At 67.4% G+C, this 21,563-nt stretch carries 23 protein-coding genes and 5 pseudogenes; 16 read left to right on the top strand and 12 right to left on the bottom strand.

Annotation, left to right across the window (positions count from 1 at the left end; genetic code table 11):
* Nucleotides 1–458: 458 nt before the first annotated feature.
* Nucleotides 459–920: a hypothetical protein gene (locus tag ACFYY1_RS22770; RefSeq protein WP_388588310.1), complete on the top strand. Its 462-nt coding sequence runs from the start codon at nucleotides 459–461 to the stop codon at nucleotides 918–920.
* 236 nt (nucleotides 921–1,156) lie between these two features.
* Here ACFYY1_RS22770 and ACFYY1_RS22765 read toward each other — a convergent pair.
* The 3 genes and pseudogenes from ACFYY1_RS22765 to ACFYY1_RS22755 form a co-directional block, all read right to left on the bottom strand.
* A pseudogene (locus tag ACFYY1_RS22765) lies at nucleotides 1,157–1,672 on the bottom strand (phytoene desaturase family protein); the annotation flags it as partial.
* Between the two features lie 427 nt (nucleotides 1,673–2,099).
* Nucleotides 2,100–2,321, bottom strand: a complete 222-nt coding sequence (locus ACFYY1_RS22760) for a hypothetical protein (RefSeq protein ID WP_388588307.1) — start codon at nucleotides 2,319–2,321, stop codon at nucleotides 2,100–2,102.
* Between the two features lie 5 nt (nucleotides 2,322–2,326).
* On the bottom strand, nucleotides 2,327–2,593 hold the full coding sequence (locus ACFYY1_RS22755) for a hypothetical protein (protein ID WP_388588305.1): 267 nt from the start codon (nucleotides 2,591–2,593) through the stop codon (nucleotides 2,327–2,329).
* Between the two features lie 142 nt (nucleotides 2,594–2,735).
* Between ACFYY1_RS22755 and ACFYY1_RS22750 the strand changes: the two genes are divergently transcribed.
* Nucleotides 2,736–3,002 carry a helix-turn-helix domain-containing protein gene (locus ACFYY1_RS22750; RefSeq protein WP_388588303.1) on the top strand — a complete coding sequence of 89 codons (267 nt, stop codon included), beginning with the start codon at nucleotides 2,736–2,738 and terminating at the stop codon, nucleotides 3,000–3,002.
* Nucleotides 2,894–3,178, top strand: coding sequence for a helix-turn-helix domain-containing protein (locus ACFYY1_RS22745; RefSeq protein ID WP_388588677.1), 285 nt, complete (start codon nucleotides 2,894–2,896; stop codon nucleotides 3,176–3,178). Before ACFYY1_RS22750 ends, ACFYY1_RS22745 begins: the two co-directional genes overlap by 109 nt.
* 1,298 nt (nucleotides 3,179–4,476) lie before the next feature.
* Here the strand turns inward: ACFYY1_RS22745 and ACFYY1_RS22740 are convergent.
* Both ACFYY1_RS22740 and ACFYY1_RS22735 read right to left on the bottom strand, forming a co-directional pair.
* Nucleotides 4,477–5,256, bottom strand: a complete 780-nt coding sequence (locus tag ACFYY1_RS22740) for an aldo/keto reductase (RefSeq protein WP_388588301.1) — start codon at nucleotides 5,254–5,256, stop codon at nucleotides 4,477–4,479.
* Nucleotides 5,253–5,618 carry a hypothetical protein gene (locus ACFYY1_RS22735; protein WP_388588300.1) on the bottom strand — a complete coding sequence of 122 codons (366 nt, stop codon included), beginning with the start codon at nucleotides 5,616–5,618 and terminating at the stop codon, nucleotides 5,253–5,255. Before ACFYY1_RS22735 ends, ACFYY1_RS22740 begins: the two co-directional genes overlap by 4 nt.
* A gap of 737 nt (nucleotides 5,619–6,355) precedes the next feature.
* Between ACFYY1_RS22735 and ACFYY1_RS22730 the strand changes: the two are divergent.
* Nucleotides 6,356–6,529: pseudogene (locus ACFYY1_RS22730) on the top strand (IS5/IS1182 family transposase); the annotation flags it as partial.
* Between the two features lie 294 nt (nucleotides 6,530–6,823).
* Here ACFYY1_RS22730 and ACFYY1_RS22725 read toward each other — a convergent pair.
* On the bottom strand, nucleotides 6,824–7,270 hold the full coding sequence (locus ACFYY1_RS22725; protein WP_388588298.1) for a transposase: 447 nt from the start codon (nucleotides 7,268–7,270) through the stop codon (nucleotides 6,824–6,826).
* Nucleotides 7,271–7,344: 74 nt separating this feature from the next.
* Here ACFYY1_RS22725 and ACFYY1_RS22720 point away from each other — a divergent pair, with 74 nt between their 5' ends.
* Nucleotides 7,345–8,565 (top strand): metallophosphoesterase, encoded by a 1,221-nt coding sequence (locus tag ACFYY1_RS22720; protein ID WP_388588295.1) that lies wholly within the window; start codon nucleotides 7,345–7,347, stop codon nucleotides 8,563–8,565.
* Nucleotides 8,566–8,766: 201 nt separating this feature from the next.
* Here ACFYY1_RS22720 and ACFYY1_RS22715 read toward each other — a convergent pair.
* The 4 genes and pseudogenes from ACFYY1_RS22715 to ACFYY1_RS22700 form a co-directional block, all read right to left on the bottom strand.
* Nucleotides 8,767–9,066 (bottom strand): annotated as a pseudogene (locus ACFYY1_RS22715) (IS5/IS1182 family transposase); the annotation flags it as partial.
* A gap of 31 nt (nucleotides 9,067–9,097) precedes the next feature.
* A complete protein-coding gene (locus ACFYY1_RS22710) occupies nucleotides 9,098–10,087 on the bottom strand; it encodes an endonuclease domain-containing protein (RefSeq protein ID WP_388588292.1) in 990 nt (329 codons plus the stop codon).
* A gap of 534 nt (nucleotides 10,088–10,621) precedes the next feature.
* Entirely contained in the window at nucleotides 10,622–10,747 is a 126-nt protein-coding gene (locus ACFYY1_RS22705) for a hypothetical protein (protein ID WP_388588674.1), read from the bottom strand.
* A 159-nt stretch (nucleotides 10,748–10,906) separates the two neighbouring features.
* Nucleotides 10,907–11,137: a DUF6480 family protein gene (locus ACFYY1_RS22700; RefSeq protein WP_388588289.1), complete on the bottom strand. Its 231-nt coding sequence runs from the start codon at nucleotides 11,135–11,137 to the stop codon at nucleotides 10,907–10,909.
* 373 nt (nucleotides 11,138–11,510) lie between these two features.
* On the opposite strand from ACFYY1_RS22700, the gene ACFYY1_RS22695 reads away from it, so the two are divergent.
* From ACFYY1_RS22695 to ACFYY1_RS22670, 6 genes and pseudogenes are all read left to right on the top strand, one after another.
* Nucleotides 11,511–11,696, top strand: a complete 186-nt coding sequence (locus ACFYY1_RS22695; protein WP_388588287.1) for a transposase — start codon at nucleotides 11,511–11,513, stop codon at nucleotides 11,694–11,696.
* A gap of 147 nt (nucleotides 11,697–11,843) precedes the next feature.
* Nucleotides 11,844–12,233: a hypothetical protein gene (locus ACFYY1_RS22690; RefSeq protein WP_388588285.1), complete on the top strand. Its 390-nt coding sequence runs from the start codon at nucleotides 11,844–11,846 to the stop codon at nucleotides 12,231–12,233.
* A 415-nt stretch (nucleotides 12,234–12,648) separates the two neighbouring features.
* Nucleotides 12,649–13,498: pseudogene (locus ACFYY1_RS22685) on the top strand (IS5 family transposase).
* Complete coding sequence (locus tag ACFYY1_RS22680; protein WP_388588283.1) at nucleotides 13,495–13,893, top strand: hypothetical protein; 399 nt, start codon at nucleotides 13,495–13,497, stop codon at nucleotides 13,891–13,893. The pseudogene ACFYY1_RS22685 and the gene ACFYY1_RS22680 overlap by 4 nt, the downstream one beginning before the upstream one ends.
* Before the next feature lie 908 nt (nucleotides 13,894–14,801).
* Nucleotides 14,802–15,407, top strand: a complete 606-nt coding sequence (locus ACFYY1_RS22675) for a dihydrofolate reductase family protein (protein ID WP_388588280.1) — start codon at nucleotides 14,802–14,804, stop codon at nucleotides 15,405–15,407.
* A 273-nt stretch (nucleotides 15,408–15,680) separates the two neighbouring features.
* Nucleotides 15,681–15,830, top strand: a complete 150-nt coding sequence (locus tag ACFYY1_RS22670) for a hypothetical protein (RefSeq protein WP_388588277.1) — start codon at nucleotides 15,681–15,683, stop codon at nucleotides 15,828–15,830.
* Between the two features lie 25 nt (nucleotides 15,831–15,855).
* Here ACFYY1_RS22670 and ACFYY1_RS22665 read toward each other — a convergent pair whose 3' ends face one another.
* On the bottom strand, nucleotides 15,856–16,785 hold the full coding sequence (locus tag ACFYY1_RS22665) for a LysR family transcriptional regulator (protein ID WP_388588274.1): 930 nt from the start codon (nucleotides 16,783–16,785) through the stop codon (nucleotides 15,856–15,858).
* Between the two features lie 113 nt (nucleotides 16,786–16,898).
* On the opposite strand from ACFYY1_RS22665, the gene ACFYY1_RS22660 reads away from it, so the two are divergent.
* The 5 genes and pseudogenes from ACFYY1_RS22660 to ACFYY1_RS22640 all read left to right on the top strand — a co-directional run bounded on the left by ACFYY1_RS22660 (nucleotide 16,899) and on the right by ACFYY1_RS22640 (nucleotide 20,818).
* On the top strand, nucleotides 16,899–17,426 hold the full coding sequence (locus tag ACFYY1_RS22660; RefSeq protein ID WP_388588672.1) for a sugar O-acetyltransferase: 528 nt from the start codon (nucleotides 16,899–16,901) through the stop codon (nucleotides 17,424–17,426).
* 565 nt (nucleotides 17,427–17,991) lie between these two features.
* Nucleotides 17,992–18,168: pseudogene (locus ACFYY1_RS22655) on the top strand (IS256 family transposase); the annotation flags it as partial.
* A gap of 91 nt (nucleotides 18,169–18,259) precedes the next feature.
* Nucleotides 18,260–18,688 (top strand): Rrf2 family transcriptional regulator, encoded by a 429-nt coding sequence (locus tag ACFYY1_RS22650; protein WP_388588271.1) that lies wholly within the window; start codon nucleotides 18,260–18,262, stop codon nucleotides 18,686–18,688.
* Between the two features lie 82 nt (nucleotides 18,689–18,770).
* A complete protein-coding gene (locus ACFYY1_RS22645) occupies nucleotides 18,771–19,508 on the top strand; it encodes an NIPSNAP family protein (RefSeq protein WP_388588268.1) in 738 nt (245 codons plus the stop codon).
* A gap of 65 nt (nucleotides 19,509–19,573) precedes the next feature.
* Nucleotides 19,574–20,818 (top strand): IS701 family transposase, encoded by a 1,245-nt coding sequence (locus ACFYY1_RS22640; protein ID WP_388588266.1) that lies wholly within the window; start codon nucleotides 19,574–19,576, stop codon nucleotides 20,816–20,818.
* Between the two features lie 141 nt (nucleotides 20,819–20,959).
* Here the strand turns inward: ACFYY1_RS22640 and ACFYY1_RS22635 are convergent, their stop codons facing one another.
* Entirely contained in the window at nucleotides 20,960–21,520 is a 561-nt protein-coding gene (locus ACFYY1_RS22635) for a hypothetical protein (protein ID WP_388588263.1), read from the bottom strand.
* Nucleotides 21,521–21,563 lie beyond the last annotated feature (43 nt).

Here is a 21,563-nt window from a genome sequence, read left to right as displayed (position 1 = left end):
AGGAACCGGCGTTTTACGTCTCTTAAAGTGCCTCCGGCTCGAACCTGGTAGATCAGGGCCGGTAGCGGTGCGTATGCAGATCACCCTTTTGGGTGGTCTGCCAACTCCTGGGCCGGTCTACGAAAGCTGGCCGGGAGGCCACGAGGAAAGCCTGCGGCGTACTCGTGGCGATGCCGCAGGGACACAGTCGGGCTCCTCCTTCATCGAGCGAACCACAGTGAACACGGGAACCGTCCCGGACCTCGCCCCATCACCTGCCTCCAGCAGGCCGACCGGGCTGAGCGCATCGACCGCTGATCGGTTGGGGACGGGGCGGAGCCGCCGTAGTACTCCGAGGCCGGGAGAGCCAGCCACATGGGGAAGGGCGGCAGCGGTATCGAGAAGGGAAGGAAGCTGCAATGCCGGAAGATGCCCCGCCGAATGGCGGAGCTCCGGGCCCTCGGGCCCGGGTACTGGAGATGCAGACCAAGCTTCACCGTTGGACGGTGGCCGATTCCGGCCGCCGGTTCGATGACCTGTTCAACTTCGTGCACGACCCGGCGACGCTGTTGGCGGCGTTCGACCGGGTCGCGGGCAATCGGGGAGCCCGGACTCCCGGTGTCGATGGCCTGACGGCCATCGACGTCGAGGAGTCGATCGGTGTTCCCGGGTTGCTGAACGACCTGCGGGCCGCCCTCAAGAACGGCTCGTTCCGTCCTTTACCGGTGCGGGAACGCATGGACTCGGTGCGAGAAGCGGCCACAGTCGGGACACGAAGCGCCGCCTGCGCGGCCTTTCGCCACCACCTCGATCGTGCCGAACGCGGCCGTAACCGCCTCGACATCCACCTCGTCGATCCCGGCGAAAATTCTGTTCGTCGGACGACAAGGCGTACGCCGTCTCACGGGAACCCGACTCCTCATAATCGAACACCGAGGTAGCGCTCGGCGACGACTCCCCAAGATCTGTGCCAGAACCCTCTGGGAACAGCGTTTGTCGACTGGTTCCGGAGTCAGTTGGTGATCACTCGGCTCGTGATTATCGAGCAGAAGTGACGGCGCTGTGCGTGGGGGGCGGCGAAGAATTGGCAGCAGGTCGTCGTCGGTGGGCTCTTGTCGCGGTCGATGGGCGGGCTTTGAGGGTTGTGGTGAGCGGAGTCTCTGGTCGAGTGGGGGAGCTACGCCAGGCGCGAGCGGCGGAGGTGGCGCAGCGCTGTCTCGGCTGCGTTGGCGCCGCACATGCCGTGCGCGCCCGGTCCTGGCGGTGTGGCGGCCGAGCAGATGTACATGCCGGGGATGCCGGTGTCATAGGGGGAGAGTGTGGGCTGCGGGCCGAAGACGAGCTGGCGTACGTCCTTGGCGCCGGTGACGATGTCGCCGCCCACGTAGTTGGGGTTGTAGGCGTGCATGTCCGTGGTGGATCGCGATACGTGTCCGACGATGCGTTCCCGGAATCCGGGGGCGAACCGCTCGATCTGGCTGATCACCGCCTGGGTCGCGTCGCCGGTGTAGCCGTGGGGCACGTGCGCGTAGCTGTAGAGGGGGTGGATGTCGCCGACGGAGCGCTGGGGGTCGGCGAGGTACTGCTGGCCGATGAGGACGAAGGGGCGCTCGGGCATGCGGCCGGCGTGGATGTCCCGTTCGGTGGCGGCGATCTCGGCGTAGGGGCCGCCGAGGTGGAGCGTGCCGGCTCGGGCCGAGCCCCCAGAGCATCGAACTCAGCGCTACCTCACGCCCCGTCATCGGTGAATCATCCGTGGTCATATGCGCTGACTGGCCCCCCATTGCATCAGAGTGGTGGGCAGCGTACCGCCAATGAAACTGACCGCAGTAGCCGCCCACGACGGCTGGCCGTCACGAGCGACTGATCCGCCGGACGAGCCGCGTTACTCCGCGGGTAGCCGGCGGGCGAGATCCGCCGCCAGGTCCCCAGCCGCCTGCCCCTCGGCGCTGTCGTCGGCGAAGTGCCGCAGTACGCTGGCCACTTCGCGCGCCTCATCCGCAGTCAGCAGCGGAAGGCGAGGGGCGGATAGTACGTGCCGGTGATTGGGGATAGGAGTCCATGCCCAGGACAACCCGGCGGCACCTGCAGAGGACACGGCAAGGCCGCCGAAGGGTCGCTCACCACGGGGCCGGCCACAGTGCTGGCCCACCACCACGCCAGTCGATCATCCCGGACAGAGCCACCTCCTCCTCGCTGATGTCATCCATCCCAGCCTGGCGCAGAAACGCGGTGACATCCCGAAGCGAGTGGGCCATGCCGAGAATCTCCCCATCCACACGCACCCGACGCCCACCCGATTCATCAGGCGGGTACACGACCACAGGCAGATAGCCGGACATGGGTGTCAGTCAGTGACGGGGTGCAGCGACTCCGCCTCTAGCTCAACATCGACGTCGGGGTGCTCGTAGTTTGCGAGGGCCAGGCCGAGGGCGAAGAACGTCGGCGCCCACTCACCCACGTAAATGCCCCAGTGATCCGCACGAGCCACCCCAAGGCGCTCGACCGTTATCGACCCGACCCACGAGGCGACGGATAGGCCGATCGCGAGGAAGCCGGCGCAGTAGGCGTGCTCGGACTTCAGGCCCTTCTCATGCAGCATCTTGACGATCATGGCTCTCCAAAGGGGGGAGTGAGGTCAGTGCTCCTTCCACCGTCGCGCAGCAGCCCACTCGCCGCATCTGGGGGACATGGTGAAGCCCCAGCCAGAGCTTGCGTTCTAGTGGTCGTCGCAACACCCCAGCTCAGGGGATGCGATGGACTTCGAGATTCGGGAGAACCGGAAGCCGGGCGGGGGGAGGCTGGTGCGGAAACGCGCCGCATACTTCGAGCTCATGGAGCATGGCTACAGCACGAGGGATGCGGCGCGGATCGTCGGGATCAACCTGCGCACCGGCAAGCGGTGGCGTAACGGCTGGCACTCACCGCCGCACGGGCAGAAGCCGGTCCCTCCCATCTACGGGACGGGGCCGGCTTCCGCCTCCCTGAGGCCGCCGACAGCCCTGGTACTTCCCGATTCCTGACCGAGGCGGAGCGGATTCATATCGCCGACCGGCTGCGGGAGAGGGCATCGATCCGGTGCATCGCGTCCGAGCTGGGACGCAGCCCTTCCACCATCAGCCGGGAGGTCCGGCGCAACCGGCGGCCGATGCCCAACGGTGGCTTCGCCTACCAGCCGTTCCACGCCCACCGCCGGTAAGAACGGCGACGCGCCCGGCCCAAGACGGGGAAGATCGGGCAGAACCTCATCGGGAACGACTGGCCCGTCCGCCTCACCCGGGTAGGCATCGAAGAGAACGCTGACTTTGTTCCGTCGACGCAGCAGGTCGGTGATCCCGGCCAGGGAGACCGGGTGTCGGCCTGGAGGGCAACGAATACTTTTGGCGTGGCAAGGGTCATACCGCAGGCTGCTTTCTCCTGTGCGATCGGAGCACTCGGGGTGGGGACAAAGAGGTCGAAGTGGCAGCGGAGCCGCTGTCCAGGCTGCGGTGCGCGGGGGAACAGCCGACTGGGAGCCGAGATCATCGAGGAGTGTGTGACGACCGATTTCGGCAGCGCTCCGCGTGGCCAGAATGCGGCGGGCGCTTGCCAACCTGCGGTGACGGCGCGGGCAGAGTGATTGCGAGCGTAGGCGGCCAGAGCAACGGAGAGCTTCGGCTCCGAGGTGGTGCGCCGCGCGATTGCAGCCAGGTGGTGCAGCAGCTCAGGTATCAGGCGGACTCGGCCCTGAATTAGACGGAGGCGGCCCGTTCCGTGATGGGCAGCCAGTGAATTGGATAGTAAGCCTGAGCCCACACGTTCGATGTTTCCCAGTGCCAGGACAGGCGCGGACGGGCCGTCGGTTCCGTGCTGCTCGTAGAGCGCGGCCACGAGCGCGGCGATGCGTTCAGCCGTTCGCGGAACAACAGCGGCATCTACATCGCGTTGAATCATCTCGGATTCCTCTTCCGATGCGCCAGGGCCTGTGCTGCGCGCCGTATGTACTACGCCGCGCAGGGGCGACCCTGAGGATCCATGGGCAGGTGCACGTTCAGAGGGGGACTGTTCGGCCCGCATGCAGAGCGGCGAGACATGCCGTCGCTCGGGCCCGCGCCCGCGATGGCAGAAGAGCCAAGGCGTCCTTGAGGGGAAGGATTCTCGGCGACGCACGCCGGTTCCTGGGGGTCAACTCCGCAGCTTCGTTTCGGGGGATGGGGAGTGAGGCGAGGAGATGGACGGTCACCTGTCGACGGCGCATCTGCACGTGGTCGATCGCCACCGGGACGAAGACCGGCACAGCCGTCCCGAACAGAGCGCGGCGTGCGGCCTCCACCGGAACCTGCTGGCCGGTGATTGGGGCGCCGGGTAGCACGAAGTCCCCGCGACCGCTGGTGTCGATGAGGAGCAGGTGGTCCGGCTCGACGCGGACGAGTACGGCAGCCCACAGGATCGCGGGCCGCCAGTTCTCATACGGGGCCCTGGTCTGCGGCTTGCTCGCGTGCGCCGCCCATGCCGGCATCACAGCCACCCGTTCGCCGTGACGGACACAATCTGGTGGAGGTGTTCCGGGCTGCTGGTACTGGGGATGGGGGCAACATGGCCGCCGAGCTGGAGCAGCCAGTGGAGGGCTGTTGTCATCCTCTCCTCGTGGGCCAGGTTCCCGGCATCGAGCGGCCGGTACGGCACGTACGGAATGCCGAGGTCCCGGCAGAGTTCGAGCGCCGGATCGTACCGGTCGATGAGGTTGAGGACGTTCTGCACGGCCGCGACACTGATGTATTTGCTGGCCAGCCGGATACTTTCGGCTGTCACCTTCGATAGGCCGATGTGTCCGATCTTGCCTTCGTCCCGCATGGCCTGGAGTGTCCCGAGCTGGTCCGCGAGGGGAACCTCGGGATCGATGCGGTGGAGGTAGCAGAGGTCCAGGCGGTCCGTTTCCAGGCGGCGCAGGCTGGGTTCAACGCTTGCCCGGAGGTAGACGGGATGCCCGTGCGGTGCCCACATGTTGGGTGCGGGGCGGACCATCCCCACCTTCGTGGCGATCAGCACATCGTCGGGGTACGGGTACAGGGCGTCCTTGATGAGGTGCTCGCAGGTGTGCGGGCCGTAGGCGTCCGCGGTGTCGATGTGGGTGATGCCGTGGGTGTGAACGGCATGGCGGAGCACACGGATTGCCTGGTGTCGGTCGTCGGGATCGCCCCAGCTGCCTTGCCCGGTCAGGCGCATGGTGCCGAATCCGAGGCGAGAGACTGTCTTTCCGGCGATGGTGATGGTGCCCCCGGGCGGCGTGAGACTCATACGGCGGCCTCCGCCTTGAGGCAGAGCTCAAGTGCCCTTTCGATGGCTCGTCGGTGGCTGTCGGCGTCGTTGGTGACGCGCAGGTGCGGCAGCTGCTCCTCGTCGAGATGCACGTGGACGTGTCGGTCGACCAGCGCGCGGTATCGGGCGTCGTAGTCGTGCCCCTCGTGGACGGGCGCGGACGGGGCCAGCACGGTTGCCAGGAGCAGGCTGTACTTCGGCACCTGCGTCAATGCGAGCAGCCGAAGGCGGTCCCGGTCCAGACGGTGCGCGCGTTCCCCGCGGTACTCCGTAGCCGCGTTGATGTAGGCGATGGCGTCGAGCGGGGCACGGTCGGCGAGGATGACTTCCGCACCTTGCATGGCGCCGGCGCGCGATGATCCACTCGGTGGATGCAACGGTGTGGTTGTGCATCTTCGGCAGGCCGATTCCTGCGGCGCGCTTGGCCAGGCGGCCCGTGCGGGCCACGGTCACCCCGTGGCCGCGCAGTTCCATCTCGATGCGCTTGAGCAGCATCCTCATGGATACCTCCAGGTGAGATTAGCAGGCGGGTTGCTGACCTGCGTTTTCGCAGCTCATGATGCGTGTGCCGGTTTGTCGATCTCGGCGGTCCGTGGCGCTTGCGAGCGGTTCCACGCGGTACTGATGCTGACTTAATGCCGACTTTCCTGATGATGTGTCATGTTTGGATCGCGAGAGCGAGCTTTGCAAACGCGCATCGTGGAGCAATTATCGACGCAAGGATGCGAGTGCGCACCGATGCGCCACCGGTCGGAACCGGGCGATCTTGAGCCGGGGTGCTCTGGGGCCGGGAGCCGTGGGGGACGAGTGTCGAGGTGGTCATGGTCAATGGGACGGAGCCTTCCGCGCGGTGACCGCTGATGAGACGTGCTGCTTGATGCGTCGATCGCTGTGGGAGCCGGCCGCTGCCCGTCCCTGGCTCGCCCTTGCGATCCGCACCACGACATTGTCGAGGCGCGATTTCGTGCGCTTGCTCAGCTGGATGAGCGTGGCGCCTGTAGCAGAGAGGTTAGCTGTTGCGGCGCGCCGCAGGCCGCCGACTGAACCGTTGTGGATCTGGTGGTGCACGGGCGACCGCCGATACTCCACGAATCACCAGGTCGTCATCGACGCCGATACCCGGCTCGTCGTCGTTGGCCAGCCCTTGCTCGGCAACCGTAATGACTGCAAGGCTTGGGAATTGTCCGGCGCCAGATCCGCCGTCGGCCACACCACTGTGGTCGCCGACGGCGGCTACCGAGGCACCGGGGTAGGGGCTGATGCCACCTCATGTCCCCAGAGCAAAACGGGTGCGACAGGTGGTCATATGCGCTGGTCGTCGCATGGTGTTGCCCGGCGGCATCGGCTTTGAGGTGAGGTCACCGCCAGGCGAGGACAGCGTGGCGCGGAGCACTGGCATTGATGCTGATACTCAGATTCCGGTGGCCGTGGCTCGGGCACTGACTGACGTCCTGCTGGGCTGTCCTCAAGTTGTTCTGTCCGGCTGCCGGGCCCCGTACTCACGGCTCCGGCCGGGCGGAACATGACCTGATAGCGCTTCTGTGTGTCAAACAGCTTGAGCGAGGTGGTCTCGTTGGTCTCGTTTCATGATCCGGTAGATCACGTTGGACAGGCGTCGTTTCAGGGCCCGGCGGGCCTCCGAAGGCGTCTTCCCCTCGCTGATCTTGTGGAGGTAGTAGTCCTGGCCGCGCCCGCCGTCGCGGATCCGGCAGACGGCGATGGTGTGCAGGACCGAGTTCAGTGCGCGGTTGCCGCCGGTGTTGAGCCAGTGGCGGACGTTGTTGCCGCTGGAGGCGTCCAGGGGTGCGCTGCCGGTGTAGCTGGCGAAGTGGTGCTTGGTGGGGAACCAGCTCATGTCCCCGATACGGCCGATGACCTTCGCGGCCAGCACGGTGCCCAGACCCGGCAGGGTGGTCAGCGTCGTGCGGATCGCGGCGACGGCCTCGCGCATCTCGGCTTCGTTGAACCCTTCGCCCCAAGGAGCCGCGCCCATGAATGCCGGTCCGGCCAGCCCGAGGACGACCGGATACAGTGCGCGAGACGGCAGCCTGGTCAGGGAGGGGAAGCATGACCGCCACCAGCAACACCCGGCCCGCCGAGGGTGAAGCGCAAGCGTCGCAGCAGAGCCGATTGCACCGCCTGATGCGCTACATCCCGCTGATCGCCCCCGTCCTGCTGTGGGCCGTGCCCTGCTGGGTGCTCCTGCACACCGGCCAGCACTGGCCGATGCTCGTCACGCTGGCCAGCACCGTCCTGTTCGCCCTCGGCCTCGTTGGTATGCCGCTTGCGATGGTGCGCGGCCACGGCCGGCGCCAACAGGACCGGGCGGCCATCATCGGTGACACCCTGCTGGGCACCAGTTGGGTTCTGTTCACCTGGTCCGTTCTGCTCGGCGTCCCCTTGCGGCTCGGCCTGACCGTGGCCGACGTCGGCGAGAGTCAGGACCGGGCCCGAATCGTCACCTGGGCCGTCCTCGGCCTAACCGCCGTACTGCTCGCGTGGGGGTACGCCGAGGCCCGCCGCGTGCCACGCGTGCGCCGACTCGACGTGCAACTCCCGCGACTGGGTGCTGGGCTGGACGGCACCCGCGTCGTCCTCATCACCGACACCCACTACGGCCCACTCGATCGCGCCCGCTGGTCGGAGCGGATGTGCGAGACCGTGAACGCTCTGGAAGCCGACCTGGTCTGCCACACCGGTGACATCGCGGACGGTACGGCCGAACGCCGCCGCGCCCAGGCCGCACCGCTTGGTACCGTGCGGGCCACCCGGGCCCGTGTGTACGTCACCGGCAACCACGAGTACTACAGCGAGGCACAGGGCTGGGTCGACCTGATGGACGAGCTGGGCTGGGAACCTCTGCGCAACCGCCATCTGCTGCTCGAACGCGGCGGCGACACCCTCGTGGTCGCCGGCGTGGACGACGTCACCGCCGAGTCCTCCGGTCTGGCAGGCCACCGCGCCCATCTCGCCGGAGCTTTGAACGGCGCCGACCCCGATCTGCCCGTCCTGCTCCTGGCGCACCAGCCCAAGTTCGTCGGCCGGGCGGCAGCCGAAGGCATCGACCTCCAGCTCTCGGGCCACACCCACGGCGGCCAGATCTGGCCCTTCCACCACCTGGTCCGCATCGACCAGCCCGCCCTTGCCGGCCTGAGCCACCACGGTGCGCGCACCCTTCTCTACACCAGCCGCGGCACTGGCTTCTGGGGCCCGCCTTTCCGCGTCTTCGCGCCCAGCGAGATCACCTTGCTCGTGCTCCGCTCCCCAAACCTGTCCACCGCGCCGTAGCACTGGGCGGGCCAACACATCCACTGGGAGCAGCGCACGAGCCGAGTGATGCGGCGCCGACAGATCACCAGGCCCGTCTAGCTGAGGACAGGATCCGGACCATTCCCGGGCCGACAGCTCCAACGAGCCATACGTGGCTGCGCTTTACGAGCTGGTGCGTGATTCCATTGGAGACGTGGGGGCCTGAGCTGGGGGTCTGCGTCAGCCGGTGGTGTTGCGGTCGGAGACGAGGCCGGTGATGGCCCGGTAGGTGACGGGCAGGGTCTCCCGGCGGTGGGCCCAGCGGACCAATTGCTTCCAGCGTTTGTGATCGGCGAGGGCGTGTTCGACGGAAATGCGCTTCGAGGAGTGCCGGTGTCGGGCTCGTAGGCGGGCATCGAGGACCTCGGGCAGGCTGATCTTGTCTCCCTTCCTGGGTGGGGTCACCGTTTGGCCGGGGTGATCGCGGTGGAGCCCGAGGCAGCCGTCGCCCAGGAGGACCTCCGCGTCGCGAAAGTGCTGGCGGTGGGCTGTCAGGTCTCCCGGTGCCCGCTCAGAACAGTGCTTGGTCCTCGCCGCTGGTGTCCGCGATGACTGGCCGGAACTGGGCAGGGAGGCCGTCCAAGCGGTCCGGACCGGCCGCGGCGGCCACGGCAGGGGCTGTCTCGGCCAACCAGACACGAAACCGCTCGGCGGCTTCGCGGTAGGGGACTCGCGCCAGAACACGGTGCTCGCCGGAGGGGCAGAAGTCGACGGCGACAGTGAGCAGGCAGGAACGGGGCGCGTTCTGACTGCCCTCCCAGGACACGCGCAGGACACCGCAGGGCTTGCGCCCGCGGGGGGCGCGGTGGGTCGGGCGCAGCGATCGGCAGGCTATGTGGGCGGTCCATGCGGCGAGGTGCGGCAGGGGCAGGGTGGTGCGTGCGCGGCAGCCGGGGCAGCGGTGCCAGTGGCGGAGCCAGTCGTCGGTGTCGGTGTGGAAGAGGCGTTTGTAGCGGTTTGCCACGCGGATGTCGTTGCTGTACAGGTGGTCGGGGCGTTCCTGTGTGTTGCAGGACTGGCAGACGGGGGCGCGGACGTAGCCGTGTTCGTGGCAGTGGTCGAGCACGGTGGCGGGCGTAGTACGGCAGACGGCGCACGCCCACCCAGCCACCCTGCGGGAGGTACCGGGCTTCCTGCTGAGCACCGAGTACAGCTGGCCTTCCAGCTCTTTGTTGTACGGGCGCAGTGAGGCGGTGGGGGCCTCGGGGCTCGTCGTCTGCCGACTGTCGGCGTCTCGGGCCTGCCGGGGGTGGGAGGGCGGCTCGGTGACGGCTGCGCTTGCCTGGTGTGTCCGTGCGGCTTGCACCCACTGCGTTTCGGCGTGCTCGGCCGCGTCCAGCAGCCTGACCACAGCGCGTGGCAGCCACCACGTGCGCTGCGTCCCGTCGCGGGTCTGCTCCACGAGTATCTGTCGCCAGTCGATCCCCGCCAGATGGTACGGTCGGTCGGCTACGCGTCGTGCTGCCCGCTCGGGACCGCCCAACTCCTGCAGTTCCCCCATGATGCGCTGGCGCCAACGCAGTGGTGTTTCCTCGTTGCATTTCTGCCACGGCGCCCCACGAAATGGACCGATACGGACCAGGTCCTGCCGGTCCATCCCAACCGTGTTCAGTTCCGCGGCCGCCTGTCGCACCTCAATCTCCGGAACACTCCACTGACCGTTGCCCGCTCTCACCGTCGCCACCACATGGCTGCCGAGCAGGACGTACCTCACCTGGGCATGGGCAGGAAAGCAGGTGAATACCACAGAAGCCGTCGGCACAGCACTGCCGGCGGTCAATTCGCCCCACAGAGCGTCCGCGGCAACCAGGGTGATCAGGCCGTCCGTGCGACTGGGCATGACATGCTCTGACATACCGACAGGTTAACGGCCTGCAACGATCCCAAGCGCCTCGGCCTGGCACGCGGTGAAGGCGGGGGACCCGGTCACGGTCCTGTTTCTGGAGCCCGAACTGTACGCGGGTACTGGCGATACTCCGCTGAACCCCACCTGACCCCGTCCCTCCTCGGACGAGGCGCCGCGGTGGGTCCCGGTTCAGTCCAGACGGCCGTATACGCCCGGCTCCCAGTCGGCGAACAGCGTCAGTGCCGCCGCCGTCTCGGTACGTTCCAGAGTAGTAGAGGTGGCCGGCCACCAGTTCTCCACCTGATGCGCGTCCACGAGAAACCGTGCCCGGCGGGCTCCGTTTTCAAGCACCCGCTCAAAAACCACGGCGGCGCCGCAACGAGCGCCCACGACGGCCCCGGCCACAGTGCTGCAGCAGCTACTCCTCCTCCTCAGCCACTCCCCGGTCAGTGCGGTCTCCTCAGGGGCGTGTCCTCACCTCACGGCCGTGAAGATCGCCAGCGCCGCCACAAGAAGCAGGACCAGGACAAACACCGCCAAGACCGGTGTCAGGGGTGTCGGGCGCCAGCTCCTCCGCGGGGCTTCCTGCAGGGGGCCGAGTTCGGAAACGCCTGACTCAGCGGGCGGTGTGGCGCCGGCAGTCATCTGGGTGTCCTCCGGAACGGAGAGACCTTCGTCCGGCAGCTCTTCATGCATTCCGGCCATCACGTCCTCCTCACCCGCCGGAAGTCAGGCCCCTGCTCCTCCTTGCCTCACCTGGGGCGAACTTCGAGACGAGCGCGTTCTCCAGAGAAAGTGTCTATGCGAAATGAACGTACGCGCCTCCGGAAAACGCCGGACGCGGACTCGAAGAGCCGCACTGCGCCGTGAGAAGAGAATTCGTCACGACTCGCTCGCCGAGTGCCTTGGCGGGGCGTTTCCTCGGTCCGAGTGGCTTCCGATTCGGCGCTCACTTGGTGCCTACCCATGCGAGCCAGATCTATACACTCAGACCCCAGACCGGTGTGGGACGGCCGCTCCCCTTGATCTTGGACACCTGGCGACTGGGATCTCGAGGTTCCAGAGGAATGGGCACCAGGTGGGAAGCAAGTACACGAAGAGGTACACCGCGGAGTTCAAACGGGACGCGATCGTGCTCGTCGATTCCTCGGGCAAGACGGTCACCGCCGTCGCCCGGGACCTCGGCATCAGCTCTGAGTCCCTGCGCGGCCGGCACCGCTGGGCCAAGGCGGACCGGGGTGAGAGTGAGTCCGGAGTCCGGTGAGCTGACCAGCATCGAACGCGAGGAACTCAAGCCGTACGACGCCCGGCAGGCCACTGACCAGGCCGAACGTCGTGCGCGCGCCCGAGCACAACCATCCGTACGCCCCATCTGTCACACCTTGCACAGACCTACGTACGGAGCACTATCGTGAAACCCGCTGCTGTCCTGCTCGCCGCTACCGCGCTGCTCTCCCTGACTGCCTGCTCGGCCGAGGAGAAGGACGTCACGAAGCCCGCGCCGAAGGAGACGACCGTCGACCACTCGGCCGCCGAGAAGGCCGCCGGGATACCGCCGGCCCCGACCGGTAACGACCGTGACGCATACCTAGATGCGATCGCATCCGTTGACCCGCAGATCATCGTGGACGAACAGAAGGCGATCGACGCCGGGCGGAATCAGTGCTCCTCGCTCGCCAAGCCGAACGACAAGGCCGACTGGTTGGCGGCGCAACGGTTCGGGAATGACGCCCGGCCGCTCACGGACGCGCAGGGCAAGGCGCTGAACGCGGCGCTGCGCAAGACCCTCTGCCCTGCGTGACGATGCCCACCGTTATTGATCTGTGATCGAACCAGGGCGGCCCCGGTATGCCCGGAAACGCTCCGCCGCACCCTCACTGTGGCGGGGCGTTTTGCATGCCCGGACACCAAACACCGCGGCGAGGAGGTGACGCACCCATGAGCTAACCCATCACTGAAACCTACCGGCGAGCAGTGCGCCGCCATCACGCCGCCTGCCGCGACGCATGGCAGCCGTAACCCGTTGTCGGTCCCCGCCCGTACCGTGGAGAGCGTCCCAATTCGCACTTCATGGCTGCGGCGCTGCTGGACCGAGGCCACGCCCCCCCAGTCAGGGGCGGGGCCTCAGTGGGCGTCGTGAGCCGTTCTGGTGTCGCCTGATGGTGTGGACGGAGGCGGAACGTGCCGGTCCGATGCCGGTGGGCTGGGATCGATGGGTGAGTGAACGCAAGCCGTGCCAGAGCGACTCGACGGACGAGCAATGGGCGTTGATCGAGCCGATGCTCACGGCCTGGAAGAACCGGCACCGTTCCGTCAGCGGCCACCAGGGCCGCTACTCGATGCGGGAGATCGTGAACTCGATCCTCTACCAGTCCCGGACCGACTGTCAGTGGGCTCTCCTGCCGAACGACCTGCCGCCGAAGAGCGCGACGTACTACTACTTCGCCGCCTGGCGGGACGACGGCACCGACCAGCAGATCCATGAACTCCTGCGCCGCCAGGTGCGGGAGAGGAACCGGCGATTAGAGGACCCGAACCTGGTGATCCTGGACACCCAGAGTGTCCGGGCGGCCACCGGGGTCCCCCTGGACACAACGGGCAAGGACGCCGCGAAAACGGGTACCGGGCCGCAAGCGGGGACTGGCCGTGGACGTCCTCGGCCTGGTCATCGCCGTCACCGTGCCGGCCGCGAGCGTCCACGACAACGCCGCCGGCATCACTCTGCTCGACCAGGTCGCCGTCGCAGCCGGCGGCTCGGTCAGCGAAGCCCTGGTCGACCAGGGCTTCAAGAACCAGGTCGTCACGCATGGGGCCGCCCTCGGTATCGACGTCGAGATCATCCAGCGGAACCCTGAGGAGCAGGGATTCGTTCCGCAGCCGAAACGGTGGCGGGTGGAGCAGACGTTCGGGATCTTGATACTGCACCGGCGGCTGGTCCGCGACTACGAACACCGTCCGGCCTCCTCCGCCTCACGCCTCTACTGGGCCATGGCCCACGTCATGGCCCGTCGGCTCACCGACACGAACACGCTCACCTGGCGCGATCCGCGGGTGGCCGGCGCGTGAACCTGAACCCTCTCCTGCAGGCGCTCGGCCTTCAGGAAGACGCCGCCCTGGCCCTGGCCGACGATCTCCGCACCCAGATCGATGCCCTGCAGACCCAACTCCGTGAGGCCGAACTACGTCTGGAACACCTCGCCATCACCCGCACGACCATCACCCGCCTTGCCGACCGAGTCCCGGCCCAGACGGTCGACCCAGCAGGAAGTCTGGAGCTGTCTGAGCACTCGGACCACCCGCGCATCACCGCCGGTCCGCTGAGGGCCCGGGACATCTGTCAGGCCCTCGACTTCGAGTTCCTGCCGAATCACGTCGAACGCACCCGCGCCAAGATGAAACGCCTGGTCACGATAGGAATCCTCACTGAGGTCGAGCCCGGCACCTTCAGCAAGAAGCAGTAACCAAGTCCGGAACGGACATCAACTCACGAACCGCCCACTGAAACTCTTCGAAAAGGTCATTGCCTGGCGCGCCCTGCGGATGGCGGGCTCAGCCCTCGGCCAGGGTGGCCGTCAAGCTTGCGGGCCGCCGCCTCGGCCAGGTGCTTCGCGGCGGTCGCGGTTTGATTCCGGGGAGCGCGCGGCTCGATTCCGGTTCCCTTTGACGGCCTTGGCGAACTTGGCGTGACCAGGACATGAACCGCGCCGGACTGAGCCCCTTGGGCTGGACGTGCTGCGAGCGGTGGCCCGACTCGCGCAGTCAGATGCCCGAGCCTGACCAATCGACAGAGACGGCATGGTGCGACGTGCCCGCCACCCCTGGAGGGGCCTGGATATCCCCGCCGCGGCGACCTCCCACCCGCTCAGGGACGTTCCTCGGGCTCGGTGACGACGAACTTCTCGCCGTTCCACCGCATGGCCACCTCCCGTACTCCGTCCGGCCCGCCCGCACCAGCTCGACCCGGCCCGCCATGCTCCAGCCGCGCCCCGCCCAGTACGGGTGGGCACTGATCAGGCACGACAGCCGGATCAGCTCCCGCCGCAGCTCCGCCGCCCCGCTGTCGGGGCGGCGGGCGAGCTGGTTGTAGTTGTGGATCTGCCGGCGTCTGAGATCGATCAGGTCGCCGGGAAAACGGAATGACGTCACTCACTTATTAGGGCAGGTGTTCGAATCATAGATCTTGCCGTGCTGGTCGTAGGCAGGGTGGCGCGGTGTGACTGAGCGTTTCAGTTGGCCCCTGAGCGTTCTACTTGGCCCAGTTGAGCGTGACGGTTGGTCCGGGCCGTTTTCTCGTTACTCCACAGCGCGGCCGATGAGTTTGTGGCTCCCGGCAGGTCCAAGCTCGTGACACCCAGGAAAGGACACCGCCATGTCGGAGCTTCTCGTCGACTTCATCACCTCCCTCGACGGCCACGCATCGGGAGAGGGATGGCCCGGGTTCTGGGGCCTTGAGGGCCCGGAGTACCTCGCATGGCTCGGCGAGCAGCCCGAGGCCACCTACCTGATGGGAGCGAACACCTACCGCCTGATGTCGGGCTTCGCCGCAGGCGGGGTCCCGAATGGCCAAGACGAGTTCAGGCCCGAAGAGGAGGCGTCCGTCGACGAGCTCACGCAAGCTTCCAAGGTGGTGTTCTCCTCCTCTCTCAAGGAGCCACTGACATGGGCCAACTCCACGCTCGTCCGCGACGACGCTGTCGAGGCGGTCCGTGTCATGAAGTCGAGTGGCTCGGGGCTCCTCAGCACGATCGGCAGCCTCAGCCTGTGCCGGTCCCTGCTACGAGCCGGACTCGTCGACCGCTTCCGGGTCGTGATGTTCCCGGTGATCACCGGGGCCACAGGTGAAGAACGCATCTACGACGGCTATCCGGACGTTGCTCTCGAGATGATCGAGCACCGCACCTTCGACGGCCGCATCCAGCTGGTCGAGTACAAGCCCCGCGTGCTCGAACACCCGCCGCTCGACGTCCCTGCGTGACGACGCCCCGTTCGCCTGTCTGGACGGCCGCCAGGCCGACGCCGGCGGGCGGCCAACGTCAGGGTGCCCGGCCCACCTGGCCCCGAGCCGTCGCAGGTCAGCCCGCGTACGCCCTCCCAGGCCGCGGTACACGGATGCGCCGCTGGACGCCATACGACTGGGCGCCGGGCTGGGCTCAACCTCTACTGGTCGTCGCTGGCCCTGTTCGACGCGCTCGCCGCTGTGTTCCTGATCAGGGGTAAACGCCGAGGAACCGACCTCGCCTGCGCCATCATGGCTACCGACCTCGCCGCCAACTGGTACGCGGTCGACGGCATCCAGCACAGCAACCTCGCCGCTCAACCTGGCCTTCAACGACTGACCGTCTTCGCCGCACTTGTCCTGGGAACGACATCGTTCATCCGACGGCACCTCACCAATTGAGATGACGTCTGATTCGGTCGTGTGGTCAGCGGTCTACCCAGTCCGGCGCCCACACGTCGTGTGGGGTCCGCGGGCCTGCGGTGCGCAGATAGTCGCGTAGCGCGGCCAGCACGGGGTGCTGGTCCCCGCTGCGGAACAGCAGCACGTGCGGGTAGACCGGGGTCGGGTCGTGCAACGGGATGCGTCGTAGGTCGTGGATCTGGGGCCACAGGTACCGGTCCCCGCTGCCAACAAGGGTGGCCAGCGTGGCCGAGTCCGCCAGCGTGTCCATCAGGGCCTCGTCACCGAAGTTGGGGCCGAGCGCGTCGATGCTCAGGCCGAAGGCCTCGGACAGCGCCTGGTAGAACGCCGCCCACTCCGTGCCCGGCATAATCCCGGGGATCCAGATGCGGTGACCGGCCAGGTCCGCAGGACTAACCCAGGACTCGTCAGCCAGCGGGTGGCGGGGGCCGACCAGGAGCTCCAGGGGTGCGTCCAGGAGTCGTTCGACGCTGATCCCGGCCGGGACCTGGTCTGCCGGCAGGGCACGGAAGGACGCGTCGACGGTCCCTTCGAGCACCGCCTGGGCGGCCTGGGCGGCATTCTCCGCGCTCAGCGTGACCACGTCCAGGTCCGTCTCGGGGTGGGAGCGGTAAAACCGGTAGACGGCCTGGGCCGGGAAGATGCGCCGATTGAGGACATCGACGCGCAAGGGACGGCTTCCGGGGCGCACGGCCTGCTCGGCCTGTTCCATGGCCGCCACTACCTTCTTGGCGTGCGGCAGGAAGAGCTGCCCGTCCAGGCTCAGCCGGGAGCCTCGGGAGGTCCGCACCAAGAGCATGGCCTCAAGATGCCTCTCCAGGGCCGCGATCCGCTTGGAGACCGCCTGCTGGCTGACCCCCAGCTCGTCGGCCGCAGCCTGGAACTGGCCGGTCTCGGCGACGGTTACGAACGTCCGCAGCGCTCCAACATCCACGCTTCCACCTTACTTTCACAACCATCGGTTGTGCCTGGAGTGGTGCAGGTTGTTTGCTCGAGTGTTCAGCGCGGTGGTGGGATCAGCGCATGTCTACCCGCACAGAGCAGGTCATGTATGTCCAGACACCTGAGTTCGCGCGCCACGCGGAGCGGATCGTGGAGGTGACCGATGCGACGTCTCGACTGAACGTGCTTCCGTTCAGCGACAGCGAAGGTCGCACCGAACTACTTTCTGTTGTGTTCGGTGGCTCGCTGCCGAAGTCGGTGGTGATCTACCCGCCGTTCTTTACCGAGTACGGGCTGAACACGACGTTCGGGGAGAACGTCTTCGTCAACCAGGGATGCACCTTCATGGACAAGGGAGGCATCCGTATCGGGAACGGCGTCATGATCGCCCCGAAGGTCAGCCTCATCACTGGAGGCCATCCACTGCCCCTGGCCGAGCGCCGTGAGTTCCTCTCCTTCGCCCCGATCGTCATTGAGGACGACGTATGGATCGGGACGGCTGCCGTGATTACGCAGGGGGTGACCATCGGTGCCGGTGCGGTGGTCGCTGCCGGTGCGGTGGTTACTCGAGACGTTCCTGCCGGCACCGTGGTCGCGGGAGTGCCCGCCCGGGTGATCAAGGCGATTGACTGAGCCCGGCCGGGCTGCTGGCCCGGGTGCACGGCTGCGATCCTGTCGAGATGTCGATCACTGTCTCTGTGCCGTGCCCGACGTGTTCGGGGCGCGCCCGGCCTGCCTGGTCGGAGAGTCCTGCGCCGCACTGGGCCGTGCTGGCTGGCACAGCTTGTGTGGAGTGGGCGGACGGCACTCTTTGCAGCCTGCCGCTGGAGTCGCGTGAGCTGTTCCCCAGGGCGCAGTCGCTGCCACGGCCCGGCGAGGAGCGGGTGGTCAGCGGGCACGGGCCCTTCCTCGCCGATGGCCGAGTCCCGTTCTGGGCGCTGTTCGAGCCTGCTCTCGGCGCGCTGAACGGGCTGGACGAATATCCGGAGTTGATGCAGAACTGCGCGCTGATCGCTTGCACGCCCGGCCTTTCAGCGGCTGTGATTGCTGATCCGGTGGCGGAGTTGGGGCCGGCCTGGGAGGCCCGCAGAGATGCCGCGCTGCTCGACCGACCACGTCGGCGAGCGGTCGGAGCGGGCGCGAAGTACAAGCTGGTCTTCGTCGACCGGCTCCTGGCCACACTCGTCCATCTCCGACGCACGACTTCCCGGCCGAGCGCTGGATCCACCTGCGGACCACGAACCCCATCGAGTCCACGTTCCGCCCAGGCCCGCTGGCGCGCGATCACGGGGCCCACCTCGTCGCCCTCGTCCGCGCCGGCGCAAGGTTCAAGAACGGCGTCCTGGTCGAACCCGCGGAGGCTGCCGCTGCCTGATCACACGTCACCCGAGGCCGAGCTTTGGATGATTGACGTGGCTTGACTGCGGGCTTGGCTGTAATAGAAGCTGTTGCAGCGAGGAGGAGTGATGGCGGCGAACAGTCGATTGACCATCGCGACGCATGCGCTGGCCTGGCTGGCGTTGGCGCAGCGTCGTGGCCAGGAGGTTCTGACTTCGGAGCAGGTCGCGGCCAGTGTCAACACCAACCCAGTGATCATCCGGCGCAGCCTCGGTGACTTGCGGCGAGCCGGCCTGGTGGAGGTCCGCCGCGGTGCCGGTGCGGGCTGGCGTCTGGCCCGTGAGCCTGAGGGGATCACCCTGCTCGAGGTGTATGACGCCGTCGACGCGCAGCCACCGTTCGGCCTGCACCACACCGAGCCCAATCTGGAGTGCCCGGTCGGCCGAGGCATCCGCCCCGCCCTGAGCGGGGCCTACGGCCAGGTCGAGCGAGTCATGCGGCGGGAGCTGGCGAACATGTCGATCGCCGATGTACTTCGCGAGACGCTGGTGAACTAGCCAACAGGCCCGTAGCCAGACAGTCGCCATGCCGCTTGTTGTAACAAAGATTGTTCCGGCAACTGAATGAGGAGCAAGGCCAGTGAAAGCCCTACGGTGTCCAGTCGTCGAACTTCGGCAGTACACGCTGCACCCAGGACAGCGAGACGTACTGATCGATCTGTTCGACCGGGAGTTCGTAGAGTCCCAAGAGGCAGTGGGCGCGACCGTCCTGGGGCAATTCCGTGACCTGGACGACCCCGACCGGTTTGTCTGGCTCCGCGGCTTCGAAGACATGGTGGGCCGTGCCAAGGCTCTGGAGAGCTTCTACAGCGGCCCGGTCTGGCAGACGCACCGCGACGAGGCGAACGCGACGATGATCGACTCCGATGACGTGCTGCTGTTGCGGCCGGCCTCGGCACACAGCGGTTTCCCGCCATCGGTCGGCGCCCGGCCAGCTCCCGGCGCGCCGACTCCATTGTCCCCGTCGCTGCTCCTCGCCACGATCTGGTACGGCCACGGCCCGTTTGACACAACGTTCGTCGAGTTCTTCCAGGAGCACGTGCGCCCCGTACTGGCCGAGACTGGCGGCGAGCCACTGGCGTACCTACAGTCGGAACATGCCCCGAACACCTTTCCGGCGCTGCCGGTACGGATGAACGAGGAGGTCTTCGTATGGTTCGCACGTTTCACTGACGAAGGCCACATCGACAACCACCTGAATCGCTTGCAGCGTTCAGAACGCTGGCGCGAGGAGGTGCTGGCGCCCCTTTCGGAACGGTGGTCCAGGACCCCGCAACGGCTACGGCTGGCACCCACCGAGCGGTCAATACTGCGGTGATCTCAGTACTCCAGCAGCGGTTCGTGTCCTGAGCTGGTGCTTGTCGCTGCCCTGGTATGGAGGGGATGGCTGAAGTTGATTGCTGGGCCGTTGAGCTGGATTCGGCGTTCGCGCGGGTGGCGGGCCGGTTCGGGCGGGCGGACCTGCGGTGGCGGATGCGTGACTACGTTCGTGGCCTGCTGGGGCGGGCGACACGTAAGAACGGCTGGCAGCTCGCGGAATGGGCGGGCCACCGCACCCCGGACGGTTTCCAACGACTGTTGAACAGCAGTGTCTGGGACGTGGACGCTCTGCGTGACGACGTCCGTGACTATGCCGCTGAACGGCTCGGGCCAGGCGGTGTTCTGATCATCGATGACACCGGGTTCATCAAGAAGGGCACAACCTCGGCCGGGGTTGGCCGGCAGTACACCGGCACCTCGGGAAAGACCGACAACTGCCAGATCGGGGTGTTCGCAGCCTACGCCACCAGCTCAGGCCGGGCACTGGTGGACCGGGAGCTCTACCTGCCCAAATCCCGGGCGTCCGACCGTGAACGCTGCCAGGCGGCGAAGGTCCCCGCCGAGCGGGGCTTCGCGACCAAGGGCGAACTGGCCCGGGACATGGTCCGCCGCTGTCTGGCCGCCGGTCTGCCGGCTGCCTGGGTCACCGCGGACGAGGCCTACGGGCAGGACTGGAACTTCCGCCGCCTGCTCGAGCAGCTCGACATCGGATACGTGGTTGCGGTGCCCAAGTCCCAGCAGATCAAGTCTCTGGCCGGTATCTGGCGCATCGACCAGCTCATCGAAGAAGCACCCAGTGATGCCTGGCAGCGACTGTCTTGCGGTGACGGAGCAAAGGGCCCGCGGGTCTACGACTGGGCCGCGGCCAAACTGCCCGCCGACATCGTCTTCGACTCCGATCCGCCGACCCATCACCGCTGGGTGATGGCCCGCCGCAGCCTGTCCGACCCCAGCGAGATCGCCTACTACCTTGCCTATGCACCCGCCGGGGTCGAGCTTGCCGGACTGGTCCGCGTCGCCGGCTCCCGCTGGGCGATCGAGGAGTGCTTCCAGGCCGCGAAGAACGAATGCGGCCTTGACGAGTACGAGGTCCGCCGTCACATCGGCTGGTACCGGCACATCACTCTGGCCATGCCTGCCCACGCCGTCCTGACCGCACTCACCGTCCAAGCCGGCAACGACGTCGCAAAGGGGGCTGCAGAAACGGATCAGCCCTCGTCCCGCTTACCGTGGCAGAGATCCGACGCCTCCTGGACACTCTCCTGCCCCACCCCCGAGCCAACCGTGACCCCGTCACTCATGCACTGAACTGGTCGGCCTGGAGAAGACACCATCAAGCCACCGCCCGCCGCTGCCACTACCGGGAGTCCGCTCGTCCGGCGGATCGCCGGAACCGGGACGCACGTCGTCGCCTTCCCGCACGCGGACCGCGCGGCCGGCCCCGGTGGGCTACCGCTCCTCGATCTCGACGAGCGGTGTGTGCTGGTACCAGCTGCAGATGACCGAGATCTCACGGTCGTCCCGGGTGAAGGTCACCCGGATCCACTGCCCCGTCTTCCACACCTGCATCTGCCAGCCCGATCCGGGAGTCGCCGAGACCAGCTCGGCGTCGGCCCGCGCGATGCCGAAGACGACCCGGCCGCCGTCGACGGTGTAGCCCTTCACGTCCACGGCCCCGCCGGAGGGCTCGTCGGCCGGGCTCGGCGGGCCGGTCGGGGCGGGACCCCGCGGGGCACCGGCCGAGGGCTTTCGGGCCGGGTCGTTCTCGCCGCTCCTGTCCTCGGTGGACGGTGACGCGCCGGGTTCCGGGGACTTCCCGGGGCGGTACGTGGGGGAGGGCCGCGGTTTCGCCTCCTCGGCCCCGGCGCGTGCCGCGTCCGCGATCGGGAGGGCACGGGGCGGTTCGTAGGCGGTTCCCGACAGCACCGTGTGGACACCCCACCAGGACAGCGTGACCGCGGCCCCCGTGGAGAGAACCCAGGCCATGCCGTGCATCAGTCCTCGTCGCATCGCGGACCATGGTGCACCATCCGCGCCGCCGCCCCACCGGGCC

This window comes from Streptomyces sp. NPDC001890 (assembly GCF_042891445.1).
In the GTDB taxonomy this organism is placed as follows: Bacteria; Actinomycetota; Actinomycetes; order Streptomycetales; family Streptomycetaceae; genus Streptomyces.
The sequence above is the reverse complement of the archived record's forward strand: the minus strand, read 5'-3'. Positions and strand labels throughout refer to the sequence as shown.

Coding starts and splice junctions, on each gene's coding strand:
- ACFYY1_RS22755 (WP_388588305.1), bottom strand. CDS start 2,593: ATGATCGTCAAGATGCTGCATGAGAAGGGCCTGAAGTCCGAGCACGCC.
- ACFYY1_RS22650 (WP_388588271.1), top strand. CDS start 18,260: ATGGCGGCGAACAGTCGATTGACCATCGCGACGCATGCGCTGGCCTGG.
- ACFYY1_RS22770 (WP_388588310.1), top strand. CDS start 459: ATGCAGACCAAGCTTCACCGTTGGACGGTGGCCGATTCCGGCCGCCGG.
- ACFYY1_RS22700 (WP_388588289.1), bottom strand. CDS start 11,137: ATGGCCGGAATGCATGAAGAGCTGCCGGACGAAGGTCTCTCCGTTCCG.
- ACFYY1_RS22720 (WP_388588295.1), top strand. CDS start 7,345: ATGACCGCCACCAGCAACACCCGGCCCGCCGAGGGTGAAGCGCAAGCG.
- ACFYY1_RS22725 (WP_388588298.1), bottom strand. CDS start 7,270: ATGGGCGCGGCTCCTTGGGGCGAAGGGTTCAACGAAGCCGAGATGCGC.
- ACFYY1_RS22640 (WP_388588266.1), top strand. CDS start 19,574: ATGGCTGAAGTTGATTGCTGGGCCGTTGAGCTGGATTCGGCGTTCGCG.
- ACFYY1_RS22710 (WP_388588292.1), bottom strand. CDS start 10,087: ATGGGGGAACTGCAGGAGTTGGGCGGTCCCGAGCGGGCAGCACGACGC.
- ACFYY1_RS22675 (WP_388588280.1), top strand. CDS start 14,802: ATGTCGGAGCTTCTCGTCGACTTCATCACCTCCCTCGACGGCCACGCA.
- ACFYY1_RS22660 (WP_388588672.1), top strand. CDS start 16,899: ATGTATGTCCAGACACCTGAGTTCGCGCGCCACGCGGAGCGGATCGTG.
- ACFYY1_RS22740 (WP_388588301.1), bottom strand. CDS start 5,256: ATGAGTCTCACGCCGCCCGGGGGCACCATCACCATCGCCGGAAAGACA.
- ACFYY1_RS22750 (WP_388588303.1), top strand. CDS start 2,736: ATGGACTTCGAGATTCGGGAGAACCGGAAGCCGGGCGGGGGGAGGCTG.
- ACFYY1_RS22760 (WP_388588307.1), bottom strand. CDS start 2,321: ATGTCCGGCTATCTGCCTGTGGTCGTGTACCCGCCTGATGAATCGGGT.
- ACFYY1_RS22735 (WP_388588300.1), bottom strand. CDS start 5,618: ATGCAAGGTGCGGAAGTCATCCTCGCCGACCGTGCCCCGCTCGACGCC.
- ACFYY1_RS22670 (WP_388588277.1), top strand. CDS start 15,681: ATGGCTACCGACCTCGCCGCCAACTGGTACGCGGTCGACGGCATCCAG.
- ACFYY1_RS22635 (WP_388588263.1), bottom strand. CDS start 21,520: ATGCGACGAGGACTGATGCACGGCATGGCCTGGGTTCTCTCCACGGGG.